The sequence below is a fragment of the Martinezella lusitana genome, assembly GCF_900094565.1.
GTDB lineage: Bacteria > Pseudomonadota > Alphaproteobacteria > Rhizobiales > Rhizobiaceae > Rhizobium > Rhizobium lusitanum.
The window spans coordinates 76,333-89,275 of the sequence record NZ_FMAF01000026.1 but is presented as its reverse complement, the minus strand read 5'-3'; the positions used below and the strand labels follow the sequence as shown (position 1 = coordinate 89,275).

Below are 12,943 nucleotides of genomic sequence, written 5' to 3'. Positions count from 1 at the left end.
CACAAATCCAATGGATGTTCACCACCGAAAAAGCCCGTGAAAAACTCCACAAGGCCTATCCAGTCAAAGAGTCATAATCTCTGCGGAGGGGTACTAGGCCTGTGCGACGAGCACAACGGCATTGACGGTGGTGGTGTGGGATGGATCGGCGCAGATCGTCTCGACGCCCGCGTAGGCGGCGCCTTCCTTGGAAACAGTCGCTGGCTTGATCTTGCCGGTGGCAGCGACCGCGGAGAACGCCACATGGGCGATTTCGAGGGCCGAGCACATGCCAGAGCGCCGGTGCCGCAGTTGAAGACGACGGACGTTGCGCCATCGAATATCCGAAGGCTTCGATGCTCCCGACAGTGCGGCGCGGGTAATGACCGACTTGACGAATGCTCGCAACGCTGAAGCAAACCAGCTCTACGGCGCCGCTCGCGGGCAGGCCACACCGGTCGATATCTCGCCGGTGCTCGATACGATTGACCAGACGCTTTCTCCCGGCGTCACACGAACGGCATCTGATCCGAAATCCATCCGTATCGTTTCCGACGAAGGGGAATTCTTCGTCGCAGAGGACAATCAGATCATAGTCGATTGGGTAAATGGCGGGGGCATGATCGCCGATTATGTTGCGCCAATCGTTGTCCCTGAGATGGTTTCAGCGCGCCAATTCAAACTGCAGCTCCTCGCTGCAGGCCTTCTCGACCAGGTCGATGGATGGGTGAAAACGCAGGACCGATCGGTGCAGATCGCCTATGAATATTCCGGCTCGTTCGTCAAATCGTCGCCGATGATGCAGGAGGGCTTTCAGGCGATGGGCTTCACGCCCCAGCAGATCGACGACTTCTTCACCGGGGCGGCGAAGCTGTGACGTTCTGGAGCGGTCTTTAGTGAAATGGCCCCACCTCAAGGCAGTGAGGCAGGGCCGAGGAACCGGGTGTGGTTCATTGTGCGCGAGCAAATTTCCGGGGGGCGTTTTGCTCGCGCAACGGTCCGTTACCACACGATGAAACCAAACTGAATGCCGGTTGCTGCCGAAGCTATCCAAAAAAGGAAAAGACATCGTGGATCGCGCGAAATTCTTCGCCGCGGTGCGCCCACGGTCGTCAGTCGCGGATAGAGCAGTTCCAGCGATCTTCAACGGTTTCGCCTTCGGTCAACTCGCGATATTCAATGGCTGAGCCGTTGCTCGCTGATCGAGACCGCCATTGGGGGATACAAGTCCATCATCGGAAAACGTTTTGCGCGCAAGATCGTCTCCCGTGCAGCAGACCGAAGTCGCTATCGGCTGCGCCGTCCTCAACCGCATGCTTGCTTGCGCACGCCCGAAATCCGTCCGCCGTAGGGCAGCCACGCCATAGACAGCCGTTTCAAAGATCGCCATCCCCTCAAATCCCAATCCATGCACCAACGCCCCAAACACGGGATTGCATTCCGCGACGGGCCGACGAGATAATCTTTTCTTGCTGCCGCTAGCATTGTGTCACCTCCGCATTTAACCTTCGGATTTAGCAATGCTTAAGATTACCAGCAATGCGGTTGGCTACGTTGATCTGGGTCAACACCGCGGCGTGCTGCATGCTTGGGGAAGTGGGGCAGAGCGACGGTAGGTGCTCCAAACCTGCTGATTTAAGTTTGGCTGGTTTCGCGAGTGCCGCAGCATGGCGCACCGATCTCACTGTGTCGCCGACTTCCTGAACTCAAGAATGACAACCTATCTTGTTATCAGCCGAGCAGCCGGCTCTGCCGCTTTTATGCGGCTCCTAAATGCTACAGAGAACAAGCGGCACGAGAGACGCGTTCGCGTGCGCGCTCTAAGAACACAATATCGATTTCATCGTTGACAACCTGCTGGCAACGGAAATTACAAGATGTCCGCGAAATGCATAGTTGAGACGGCGGGAGCATCTCATTTGACGCGTCTGCACCGGGTTTGCGACACAGTTTTGTTGAGCAAACTCATTTTGTCTCAAGTTAAATAGCTGAAAAGCTGACAGGAAGTCTTTCGGTGTTTTTGGCACGAGCCTTGCAGCCCTGTAGCGAAACGGCGGGAGCTGCCGGCGAACATTCCTTTCTCGGCTAAATCCAGCGGACGGACCGGGGGCTACAAGAGCAACATGTCAGATATCTACCAGAGTACATTCTACCGGAGAAGGCATTGACCACAGGGTCAATCCCTTCCGCCATAGAGCGGATTATCCCGCGACTGAGGAGGACTTCTGATCCATAACGTCTTTAGCAATCCTCGACGCACACGGAAGCGAAGCAGTCGGTTCGAGGTCGGCATTGACACCGAATGTGTGCCCGAAATCCATATGCCCCAGCAAGAAGTGCGATTCACAGTGCTCAACAGTGGAAATAAGCTTGGGAATGCGAGCTCGTATCTGAACGGCAGCACGCCCTATTGGAGGACGAACCTTATTGTTTGTGCTGCCGGTTCGTTCACCACGACCGTTGCCATGACAATGTTACTTCCCTTCTTACCCCTATATATCCGGGAATTAGGCGTCAGCGACCAAGCATCCATAGCGCAGTTTTCGGGCGTGGCGTACGGCGTGACTTTCCTTGCGGCCGCACTGGTTGCCCCGCTCTGGGGAAGACTTGCCGACCGCTACGGTCGGAAGGCGATGATGGTTCGCGCAAGCTTGGGCGTGGTCGCAGCGATGGCCTTGATGGGTGTAGCTCAAGATGTATGGCAGTTGCTGGCTATGAGATTTTTAGCCGGTCTACTCGGAGGCTACTCGTCTGGATCATATGCTTTGGTAGCGACACAGGTTCCCAAAGACCGTATTGGCTGGGCGTTGGGGTTCTTGGCCACGGGGATTATGGGGGGCAACCTCGTCGGCCCGCTGATCGGCGGATTTCTACCAACATTAATCGGCATTCGAGAAACGTTCTTTTTGACTGCGGCATTAGTCTTCCTCACTTTTGTTGCCAGCGCATTTTTGATCAGAGAGAATTTCAATGCTCGAACGACAGAGCGTGAACACTCCAACAGTTGGTCGACGATCCCAAGCAGGAGGCCTGTCTTGGCAATGCTGGCGACGGGCTTGCTTCTGATGATCGCCAATCTGTCCATTGAACCAATAACAGCGATTTACATTTCGCAACTCGTCGAGCCAAATCGTCATGTTACCCTTTGGGCCGGTCTGGTCATTTCGGGTACAGCGTTTGGGAGTGTTCTTTCCGCCTCGCACCTTGGAAGACTAGCAGATCGCGTCGGGCACTGGAAAGTTATCGTTGTCGCAATGTGCATCGCTGCGGCACTCCTTCTGTCACAAGCTTTCGTTACGAACGTTTTGGAGTTGGTGGGGCTGCGAATATTGATGGGGCTCGTTTTAGGGGGCTTGCTACCTTGTATCGGCAGCGTGATACGCCACAGCGTCCCCGAGCAAGCCGTCGGCGCGATCCTCGGCTGGTCGACATCGGCGCAGCACGCGGGTCAAGTGCTCGGCCAGGCCATTGGCGGCGTATTAGCTGCTCATGCCGGTATACATTCAGTGTTCTTTTTTACGTCATTCCTAATGCTCGTCGGAGGTTTTATTGCTTGGAGCAATCGACCTTAAGAGACAGGGCTAAGGACCGCGAGCCCATTAGCCAATCTGCACGAATTGCAGCGAGCCAGCCCGCAGCGGCTTAGCCTTATGGCCTGTAGACGCCGGATTTGGCGTGGCGCCGAGCTTCGAGCAGTTCGTCACTCTACGGCCACTGCGATCACTGTCCGCGGTCCATTCCGCAATGTGACGGCGCAGTGCTGGGCTATATGCGCGGTCATCGCCCGTTCAGGCGATACAAGACGCTCGCCCTTTCATGTATGTTTCCTTGCAATACACGCGCCGTCTCGGACACCAATGTCCAGGCGAGGCGTCGCAATTCGGCTGCTCCGGAGGGAAAAATGCGCAAGGCAATTCTGGTGGTAAGCGCGGCGGCCGCTCTCGCATGCTCGGGCGCCGCATCGGCGCAGTCGCTCCCCCAGCCCGTTCAGGCGGCGATCGACGAGTCCAAGAAAGACTGCGGAGGGCCTGCCAAGCTTGAAAAGGGCTTCGTCAGCATCAAGGACATCAACGGCGATCAGGTTCCGGATTACATTCTTGATTACGCTCATTTGAAATGTGTCGGCATGCCTTCATCCTTTTGCGGTTCGGCTGGATGCGAGACGCAGATTTTCGTGGCCAAACCCAACAAAAGTTACAAATCCATCTTTGACGACTATGTGCAGGGCATAGGCTTTGTCGAGATCGCAGGGCGACCGGCGATCAAGCTTGCCCTGCATGGAAGTAGCTGCGGCCGCGCCGGGTCCGACACCTGCTATTCGACCCTGTACTGGAACGGCAGGGATTTCAAACCGGAGCAAGGAAAAAGCGATCAGCCTGCCACGGAAAAAGCGACGGCCGCGGGCGGTGACCTGGACGTCCAAATTCTGGAAGAGGGCGGAGACGGTCAGGTGGCAAACTGCTCGAGCAACATGGTTGCCGGACTAAAAGCCAACGGGGACGGCTTTCTCGCAATAAGGTCCGGGCCTGGCAGCCAGTACCGCCAGCTTGGCGAACTTCACAATGGCGATATGGTCATCGCCTTCCAGCAGCGCGGACAGTGGGCCGGTGTCGTCTACGGGAGCGAGACCCCCAATGTGAGATGCCATTCAACGAAAACGCACCCCCTGCCCTATAAGAACAAGGGCTGGGTCAACGCGAATTGGCTCAAACTCGTTGCCAACTGACCGGGCGTTGTGTTGGCATTCGTTCGCATCTGCCAAACATTGGGCGGCGCAAATATGGGCACAGGATGGTTCGCATTTACTGTATCCTGAAGCGTACGCGACAGTGCCGTATCGCTCTGAGGTAATTGCCTCTTTTGTTTTTGAAAATGTCGGGTCACCAATCCACTTCGTCGACACATTTTGACGACCAGTCGTTGTGGACGATGAATGGTCGGTTCTTCGGCAAAGGCCCCAGGCAAGCGCCGGAACTCGATCAGCCCGCCCCTCCCAACCGACGCCTGAATATACCGCAACTTGTCCCCGCCAGAGTGAGTACCTTCACGCTCTGCTGCGACTCATTGACATGGCGGGGCTCGCCCATTATGTTACATGTAACAATCACATTGGAGTTTGATCATGGCAAGCTCGGTCAACGAACGAGTTCAAAAGCGCCGTGAGACGTTGCGCGCCGCTGGGCTGCGTCCTGTGCAAATATGGGTTCCCGATACTCGTCGCCCTGGTTTTGCCGCCGAATGCCATCGTCAGTCCGTTCAGGTAGCCCTTGCCGATGCCGCCGATCCCAGTCTGCAAGACTTCCTTGACGCCGCTCTCGATGACCTGGACGACGAGGGTGAAGCGTGAGGCGCGGTGACATTGTGACCGTCGCAATCAGCGGTGATTTCGGCAAGCCGCGTCCAGCACTAATCATCCAGGCCGATCAGTTTGATGCAACTGGAACGATCACTGTCCTGCTGATCTCCAGCACACTGGTCGACGCGCCGCTCATTCGACCAACCATTCAGCCGACAGTGCAAAGCGGATTGCGAAAAGCCTCGCAAGTGATGGTGGACAAAGCCATGTCCGTGAAACGGGATAGAATTGGCACAACGATCGGTCGCCTGGAAGATGATGCGCTCCTGGCGGTCACAAGATCGCTCGCCGTTTTTTTAGGTGTTGCTTAAAGATGAACCCATCCGGGGTGCTGGTAGCCCGGCATAACTGCATCCGCGTCCCCGTGTACCACGCCGGAAAGTGCCTACCGGCGCTCGGATAGCTCCATCTGGCGGAGATCGTGGCCATCGAAGTACAGAAGATCGAAGGCGTAGAAAATCGCCTCCCCCGAACTCCGTTTACCGCCGCGACCGCCCAGCGCCTGCTGAAGGGCACGGAAGTCTGACCGTCTTACCTCATCAAGAACAACCGCCTCGCGATCGAGGATGGCGTTCCCACCGATCTCACCTGCTGCCGCGGCAATCGATGGAAAGCGATGTGTCCAATCATGGCACCACGCGTAAGGATGCGAACACGCTGCGGCTCGATATGGACGGCCAAGCGGGATCCGTCCCATTTGATCTCATAGACCCAATCGGCACCCTTCGGCGGCTTCGAGCAGTGCAAGGCATGGCTCGACCCGTTCCGGCATTGGGTCAAATGGAAAGCGTGGCTGGCCCTGCCGCTTCTCGCGCAGCGGACTAACCCCTATTCCTTCCGTTATCCAAGATTAAAGTTTGTGTTTAATAGCCTGGCTGAGGCGCTTTGCGCCCTCAACAAGAGTGGTGGGGTGGCCTGCGAAAGTTAGCCGCAGGAAAGAGCCTTCTGGGTCCGCAGGAAACCATGGGCGACCAGCGCCAACGATAACGTCGTTCCGGGCCAGGTCTGCAGCGAGTGCGACATCGCAGACGTGATCCGGCAAGCGTAGCCAAAGGTGCATGCCTCCGGTCGGGACCTGGAACGTCACGCAATCCCCAACTTCCTCGCGCAGCACCCCGACGAGGACATCGCGCCGCTCGATTAGGGCAGCGCGGACGGCCTTGAGATGAGGCTTCCATCTTGGCGCGGAGACAACGGCCAAAGCCGCCGCTTGCAAGGGACCGGAAACAAAAAAGTCTTGACTCGCGCGAGCCACCTTCAGCCGTGCCAGGGCAGCTCCCCTTGCGATAACGGCTGCGACCCTCAAACCGGGTGCAGCCGATTTGGCAAGGGACCTAATATAAACAACGTGTCCATGGCGATCAGCCGTCGCAAGCGGAGCCGGTGCGTTGCCTGCCAGATCGAGATCGCGCGCCCAGTCGTCCTCGATGATGAAGGCGCCCGCCTGCCTTTGCAGCAATGTCGAGGACAGCAGCTCGCCGCTCATTCGACATGACGACGCCCGAAGGATTGGAGAAGGTTGGTTGGCTGTAAAAGACCCGGGCCCCCGTCTGTTCGAAGGCGTCCTCCAGCAGTTCCGGTCGCACTCCGTTTTCGTCAATGGCTACGGGAATGACTTCAAGACCCGCCGCCCGGGCAGCCGACATAGCGCCAGTATAGGTCGGCGTCTCCACAAGAATGGGACGTCCAGGCGGCACAAGTGCCCGTAGCGTCGCAGTGATCGCCGCCTGTCCGCCGTTGCATATGATGACATCGTGGGGTGAGAACACGGCGCCGTTTCCGATCTCGCGCGCGAACCACGCCCGCAATGACTGAAGACCCTCGATCGGCAGTCTATCCCAAAGATCGACACGACCTGCGGCTCGACGGAGCGCGTGTGCCAAAAGGCCAGACGCCTGTAGATCAGGCGGCAGGTAGCCCATGCTCAAGATCAAGCCGTCGGCTGGTGGAAGCGTCAATGAAGTTTCCAAAAAACCACCGTCTCCCCGCGCAGCTCCAAGCGCGACAGATTGCCAAGATAGGTCGACAACCTCGGCGGGACTTGCGGGCCCCTCGCGAACGAAGGTTCCTTTGCCCGGGCGAGCCTCGATCAGGAGCCACCTCACTTCAACGGGAATCCGGGCCGCGCCTCCGTTGCGATGGCACGCGGTTCGAGTTTTTTGAGGATGCGATATCGGCCGGTCGCCTGGAGTTGCTGCACCATATCGTCCTCACTTAAAGCAGCTGACCGTTGGCGCTTGGCAGGCAATGAAGCAGCTGCCTTCGCGGAAGGTGTCTCACTTGAAACAAACAAATCGAACTGCTGCGTCACTCAGTCCCCGACGTTATCTTAGAACGAACTCTCCAGACTGCTGTCCGGCAAATCGGTTAGGCCATCTCCTCCAAAAAATCAGGAGAAAAAGCACAGGATAACGGCGATGTAGCTGATCTGACATGCGTCACAGCCCGACCGTAACGCCTCTCACACAATGATGCATGTTGGTCTACTCAGTGAGTCCAAGACAGGATCGCCGGTCCAGTCTTCATGTCTATGGCGTATTCGGATCACGAAAATTGCTCCGTTTTCCTCGATCTTGTAGACAATAGGATGGGCCTCGAACGGATGAATTCTAACGGTGGCGAAATCTCTTCCAGCTCACGTGCCATTCGCGGGTTGGCGGCAATGAGGTCAAGCACAGCGAACAAGTCATCATGATATCGCCTCGCCTGTGTGGATCCGAACATGCTTACACCTTGTTCGGCGATCGCAATGATGTCCTCTTCCGCCTCAACTGAAAGGCTAAAATTAAAATGCATTATCTGCTGCCGCGCATAGTATCCACACGCGCGACTGCCGCAACAAAGAAGGCGCCGAGCTTCGCACTTGACCGCAGGAGGCAATATCAATGACAGGCCGAGGGTTGGAATTCGCGTGATTTGATCGACAACGAGAAGCGTTTGCCAAAAACGCCTCCAGTCCCGATCAAGGTGTGGGTTCGATGACTTTATGCTGAGATGGAGTCATCTCTAGGGATTTCCCTGTATCGCCGCCGAGATCGCCTGGCAAATTACTGAACTCCGTCTCTCGCCCGCAGGTCGCATGGCGTCGAAGCGCTCGGCGATTGAACGATTTGAGCAAATTTTGCAGGTCGTCGACGAAGGTGAAGATGACCGGGATAATGATGAGGCTGAGCAGCGTTGATATCATCACGCCTCCGATCACCACAATGGCCATCGGCTGCCGGAAGCTGGAATCCCCACCCGACAGGCTGAGCGCGGCCGGCAGCATGCCCGAGGCCATGGCTATGGTGGTCATGACGATCGGCCGCGCCCGCTTGTGGCAGGCATCGACGAGCGCATCGAACCGGGACATGCCTCGGCGACGTGACATGATCGCATATTCGATGAGAAGGATGGAGTTCTTCGTCACAACGCCCATCAGCATGAGAAGGCCGATGACGGCAGGCATCGAGAAACTGGTGCCCGTCACCACCAGCGGCACCAGCGCGCCGCCGAGCGAGAGCGGCAGGGCCATCAGAAGCGTGAGCGGCTGCAGGAAATCGTGGAACAGCAGGACGAGCACCGCATAGATGCAGAACACACCGATCGCCATCGCAAGCGCGAAGCTCTGGAACAGCTCGGAGCTGCGCTGCAACTCGCCCTGTTCCACCAGCGTAACGCCTGGCGGCAGATGCTGGAGAGCCGGCAGCGCCTTCGCCTCGCGGTTGACATCGCCCAGAATGCGGCCGTTGAGTTCGACGGAAACGGTGACATTGCGCATGCGGTCGATACGGTCGATCTCCGAAGGGCTGCCGCCGATGCGGACATCGGCAATCGATCCGAGATCGACATTGCCATTGGTGCCGGCCACCCGCATGGTCTTGATATCATCCAGACTGGTGCGCGTTTCCGGCGAGAAGCGGACGACGATCGGGATCTGGCGTTGCGGCAGGTTGAGCTTCGGCAGGTCGGAGGAATATTCCCCATTTGTCGCCACGCGCACGGCGCTGGCGATCGCATTCGACGTTACCCCGAGCGCTGCGGCGCGCGCAAAGTCGGGCGTGATCTGAATTTCCGGCGCCTGCCTTGCGGCCGTTGATGTCACCGCACCGATGCCATGCAGCGTGCGCAACTGCTCCTCGAGCGCCGTGCTTGCGCTATCGAGCGCACTGGCATCGTCGCTGGCCAGAGTGAACTCGAGCTTGGTACCGTTGCCGATACCGACCGCCACACGCACTCCGGGGAGGACGGAGAGCGCCTGCCGGATATCGTTTTCGATCTCCGACTGCTTGCGGTCGCGCTCATCAATCGGCGTCAGCGTGGCGACGATCGCGGCAGACCCGACACTGCTCCTGGCGACCGTCGCACCACCGCCCGAGGATCCCGAGCCGATAGCCGCAAACACATGTGTCACGTCGGGAATCTCACTGAGAATATCTGCGGCCTTCCTGGTTGCGGCGTCGGTTTGCTCGACAGTGGCGCCGGGCTGCAGGGTGAGCGTGATCTGCGTCCGCGAGTCGTCAGCGGCTGGCAGGTATCCCGTTCTTAAGAGGGGGATAACGGAAAGCGAAACCGCAACGACGACGGCAGTCACGGCCACTGTTGTCTTCCGGTGATCGAGGGCAGCCTTCGCGAGCGCCATATAGGCGCGCATGATTCGGCCATCCTTCTGCTCCGACGGATGAGCCTTCATGAAATAGGCTGCCATCATGGGGGTAAGCAGACGCGCAACGACAAGCGAGGCAACGACGGCAACAGCGGCGGTGATGCCGAACTGACGGAACAGGAGGCCCGGTATGCCGCTCATGAATGCCGTCGGCAGGAAGACGGCGACCAGCGTGAAGGTGGTGGCGATGACGGCCAGCCCGATCTCGTTGGCCGCCTCCATCGCGGCATCGATCGGCCGCTTGCCCATCTGCAGGTGGCGGGCAATGTTTTCAATCTCGACGATGGCGTCGTCGACGAGAATACCTACCACAAGCGACAGCGCCAGCAAGGTGACGACGTTCAGACTGAAGCCCGCCAGGTACATGACCAGGAAGGTCGGTATGACCGACAAGGGCAGTGCCACAGCCGACAGGATCGTCGCGCGCCAGTCCCGAAGGAAGAGCCAGACAACCACGATCGCCAGGATCGCACCCTCATACAGTATGTGCATCGCGCCGTCATAATTGCCGAGAATTGACCCGATCAGGCTGTAGACTGCATGGATCTGCACATTGGGATGCGACGCTGCGAAATTTTTCATTGCCGTGTTAACGTCAGCCGAAACGCTGCTGTCGGAAAACCCGTTCGAACGCTTGATTTCGACGGCGATCACCGGCTTGCCGTCGAGATAGGCCATCGAGGTGCGCTCCGCGAAGCTGTCCTTGACCGAGGCGATGTCGTCGAGTCGGGCCTGCTGCCCGTTAGCGAGCGGTATAGTGAGCTCCCTCAGGGCCTCGACCGACTCTACGGCGCCGAGCGTGCGCAATGTCTGACGCGTGCCGCCGACTTCGCCAAGGCCGCCAGACTTGTCGGCTTGCACGGCCTTCAACTGCGCTGATACGGTCGCGGCGGTGACGCCGAACGACGCCATCGTCGAAGGATCGAGATCGACATGGACCTCGCGATCGATCCCGCCGATGCGGTTGACCTGGCCGACGCCCGGGACCGATAGCAGTGCCTTGGTCAGATCGTTATCGACAAACCAGGAGAGTTCGGTCTCGTTGAGAGCGGTCGAGCGGACGGCATAGGTGACAAGTGCGGAGCTTTGGACGGTGGCCTTCGTAATGATCGGCGTCGCCATCTGTGCCGGCAGATCGGCCTTGACGCTATCGACGGCATTGCGGACCTCATTGAGGGCCGTTTCGCTGTCTTTCTCCAGCTTGAAGGATACCTTGGTCGAGACGGTGCCGTCGGTGATCGTCGTGAGAATATGATCGAGATGGCTCAAGGAGGTGAGGCTATCCTCGATGGTGCGGGCAACCTCCGTCTCGAGCTGCGTCGGCGCAGCGCCGTCGAGCGTGGCGGTGACACTGATGGTCGGCAGGTCCATATCCGGAAAGTACTGAACCGCCAGCTGTTTGAATGCCCAAAGCCCACCAAATCCAAACATCACAAACAGCAATATCGCTGGTATGGGATTGCGGATCGAGAAGGCGGAGAAATTCATCAGTTCTTCTCCGCAATCTTCACGAGGTCATTGTCCGACAGAAAGGCACCGCCTGACGTCACGACCTTCGACGACCGATCGATGCCGAAGACGATCTCGACTTCACCATTGTTGCGGCGGCCGGTTTCGACGCGGACCCGTCGCACCCGCTTGTCCTCGCCGGCGGTGAAGACGTAGCTGATGCCATCCCGGAACACGATTGCGGTCTCGGGGACGGTGAGCGCCGGTGTGGTCTGCAACTCGATGCTGCCCGTGACGTAGAGGCCGGTCCGCGGACGAATGTCGGCGGGAAGCGCGACATAGACGATCGCCCGGCTGGTGTCGGTGCTGACCGAGGGTCCGACAAGCCGCACCTTGCCGGCAATGACGTGACCTTCCGGCCCGTTGATCCTAACGCTCAAGCCTTCCGAAATGCGCGGCAGATAACGCGCCGATACTTCGGCCTGCCATTCGACACGCTGCTGGCGCACCATGCGGAACAGCTCGGTGCCGGTGGAGACGACGGCGCCGAGATCGGCCGAACGCGAGGTTATGAGGCCATCGTCGGCGGCGGTGATAGTCGTCTGCGCAAGCTTGATCTTTTCACTGTCGAGCGCGGCTTCCTCGGATGTCAGGCTTGCCGTCGCCGTCTGCTCGTCGGCCAGATATCCAGTGATTTTCTCGTCGGCGAGGGCCCCCGAAGTGCTGAGCTGGCGTGCACGATCCGCATTCGCCTTGGCCTTTGTCAGATTTGCCTTGGCAGTCACGACAGCCGCCTCCTGCTTGCGAAGGTCCGCCAGCACGCTCTCCTGCGAAAGCCGGGCCAGCGTCTGCCCCTTCGTGACCACGGACCCGACATCCGCCAGGACGTCGGTGATGCGCAGGCCACTCGTTTCGGACGCGATGATTGCTTCCTGCCAGGGCTTCAACCAGCCGCTCGCGGGAACGGTCTCCGGCCAGTCCCGTATTGCCGGCGCCGTCAGAGAAACCGTCAGAGCGGGTGCGGCCGCCTGTTCAGCCATGCTATTGGCGCAGGGAAACTGGAGTGCTGCACAGACAAGAACGGCAGCGAGTAGAAGACACGGTTTTCTCAAATGGCAATTCCTCGCAGTTCACGGGTGTCCGCGCTCAACCGTGGCGTCAAAAATGTCGGCTGTTGTGGTGCAAAGTTGAAATGCCTGACGGTCTCGAAGGTGACAAAACTCAACTGTTCAAAACATCTTGGCGACACCAGTGATGTCGGGCTATTCCGCCGTCCAAAGCAGCAGTTTTTTGTCGGCGACTCCGTCAGAGATCGCCAATCAGCTGCTGGATTGAGCCAGGATTGGGCGCACTCGCCAACTATAACAAGACCACCTACGGCCGGGGAGAGGCTAGCGTTTTGAGGACACTGGCATCCGATTGGACCAGGGAAACACAGAGTCAACGTTGTCTTCGAGGCGGTGAATACCGCTAAATCGCCTCTTAAGGTTCGCGTGGGACAATAGAGCCTGTTG

General features: G+C 58.4%; 11 protein-coding genes and 3 pseudogenes. 6 read left to right on the top strand and 8 right to left on the bottom strand.

Going from position 1 to position 12,943, the window contains the following annotated elements:
* Positions 1–93 precede the first annotated feature (93 nt).
* Entirely contained in the window at positions 94–270 is a 177-nt protein-coding gene (locus GA0061101_RS39600; RefSeq protein ID WP_154660805.1) for a hypothetical protein, read from the bottom strand.
* A gap of 91 nt (positions 271–361) precedes the next feature.
* Here GA0061101_RS39600 and GA0061101_RS40415 point away from each other — a divergent pair, with 91 nt between their 5' ends.
* The 6 genes and pseudogenes from GA0061101_RS40415 (at position 362) to GA0061101_RS30790 (ending at position 5,646) form a co-directional block, all read left to right on the top strand.
* Positions 362–856 carry a hypothetical protein gene (locus GA0061101_RS40415; RefSeq protein ID WP_240535447.1) on the top strand — a complete coding sequence of 165 codons (495 nt, stop codon included), beginning with the start codon at positions 362–364 and terminating at the stop codon, positions 854–856.
* Between the two features lie 318 nt (positions 857–1,174).
* A pseudogene (locus GA0061101_RS39000) lies at positions 1,175–1,346 on the top strand (IS5/IS1182 family transposase); the annotation flags it as partial.
* A 954-nt stretch (positions 1,347–2,300) separates the two neighbouring features.
* On the top strand, positions 2,301–3,551 hold the full coding sequence (locus GA0061101_RS30805) for an MFS transporter (protein WP_092576575.1): 1,251 nt from the start codon (positions 2,301–2,303) through the stop codon (positions 3,549–3,551).
* 329 nt (positions 3,552–3,880) lie between these two features.
* A complete protein-coding gene (locus GA0061101_RS30800; RefSeq protein WP_240535448.1) occupies positions 3,881–4,705 on the top strand; it encodes an SH3 domain-containing protein in 825 nt (274 codons plus the stop codon).
* 396 nt (positions 4,706–5,101) lie between these two features.
* Entirely contained in the window at positions 5,102–5,326 is a 225-nt protein-coding gene (locus GA0061101_RS30795; RefSeq protein ID WP_004119731.1) for an antitoxin MazE family protein, read from the top strand.
* On the top strand, positions 5,323–5,646 hold the full coding sequence (locus GA0061101_RS30790) for a type II toxin-antitoxin system PemK/MazF family toxin (RefSeq protein WP_004119734.1): 324 nt from the start codon (positions 5,323–5,325) through the stop codon (positions 5,644–5,646). Before GA0061101_RS30795 ends, GA0061101_RS30790 begins: the two co-directional genes overlap by 4 nt.
* Positions 5,647–5,723: 77 nt before the next feature.
* Here GA0061101_RS30790 and GA0061101_RS30785 read toward each other — a convergent pair.
* The 7 genes and pseudogenes from GA0061101_RS30785 to GA0061101_RS30760 all read right to left on the bottom strand — a co-directional run.
* Positions 5,724–6,107: pseudogene (locus tag GA0061101_RS30785) on the bottom strand (ATP-dependent DNA ligase); the annotation flags it as partial.
* A gap of 78 nt (positions 6,108–6,185) precedes the next feature.
* Entirely contained in the window at positions 6,186–6,794 is a 609-nt protein-coding gene (locus GA0061101_RS41165) for an aminotransferase class I/II-fold pyridoxal phosphate-dependent enzyme (protein WP_376766902.1), read from the bottom strand.
* On the bottom strand, positions 6,697–7,293 hold the full coding sequence (locus GA0061101_RS40410) for an aminotransferase class I/II-fold pyridoxal phosphate-dependent enzyme (protein ID WP_092576572.1): 597 nt from the start codon (positions 7,291–7,293) through the stop codon (positions 6,697–6,699). The genes GA0061101_RS41165 and GA0061101_RS40410 overlap by 98 nt, the downstream gene beginning before the upstream one ends.
* Before the next feature lie 143 nt (positions 7,294–7,436).
* Complete coding sequence (locus GA0061101_RS38995) at positions 7,437–7,646, bottom strand: hypothetical protein (RefSeq protein WP_135488292.1); 210 nt, start codon at positions 7,644–7,646, stop codon at positions 7,437–7,439.
* Between the two features lie 150 nt (positions 7,647–7,796).
* Positions 7,797–8,131 (bottom strand): annotated as a pseudogene (locus tag GA0061101_RS30770) (type II toxin-antitoxin system RelE/ParE family toxin).
* Between the two features lie 166 nt (positions 8,132–8,297).
* Positions 8,298–11,468, bottom strand: a complete 3,171-nt coding sequence (locus GA0061101_RS30765; protein ID WP_004119743.1) for an efflux RND transporter permease subunit — start codon at positions 11,466–11,468, stop codon at positions 8,298–8,300.
* The gene (locus GA0061101_RS30760) at positions 11,468–12,541 is read right to left on the bottom strand and encodes an efflux RND transporter periplasmic adaptor subunit (protein WP_004119747.1); all 1,074 of its coding nucleotides are present in this window, start codon (positions 12,539–12,541) and stop codon (positions 11,468–11,470) included. Before GA0061101_RS30760 ends, GA0061101_RS30765 begins: the two co-directional genes overlap by 1 nt.
* Positions 12,542–12,943 lie beyond the last annotated feature (402 nt).

Excerpts from the sequence above, each read along its gene's own strand:
- GA0061101_RS40415 (WP_240535447.1), top strand. The coding sequence starts at position 362 with ATGACCGACTTGACGAATGCTCGCAACGCTGAAGCAAACCAGCTCTAC.
- GA0061101_RS30765 (WP_004119743.1), bottom strand. The coding sequence starts at position 11,468 with ATGAATTTCTCCGCCTTCTCGATCCGCAATCCCATACCAGCGATATTG.
- GA0061101_RS30805 (WP_092576575.1), top strand. The coding sequence starts at position 2,301 with ATGCCCCAGCAAGAAGTGCGATTCACAGTGCTCAACAGTGGAAATAAG.
- GA0061101_RS30795 (WP_004119731.1), top strand. The coding sequence starts at position 5,102 with ATGGCAAGCTCGGTCAACGAACGAGTTCAAAAGCGCCGTGAGACGTTG.
- GA0061101_RS39600 (WP_154660805.1), bottom strand. The coding sequence starts at position 270 with ATGTGCTCGGCCCTCGAAATCGCCCATGTGGCGTTCTCCGCGGTCGCT.
- GA0061101_RS30800 (WP_240535448.1), top strand. The coding sequence starts at position 3,881 with ATGCGCAAGGCAATTCTGGTGGTAAGCGCGGCGGCCGCTCTCGCATGC.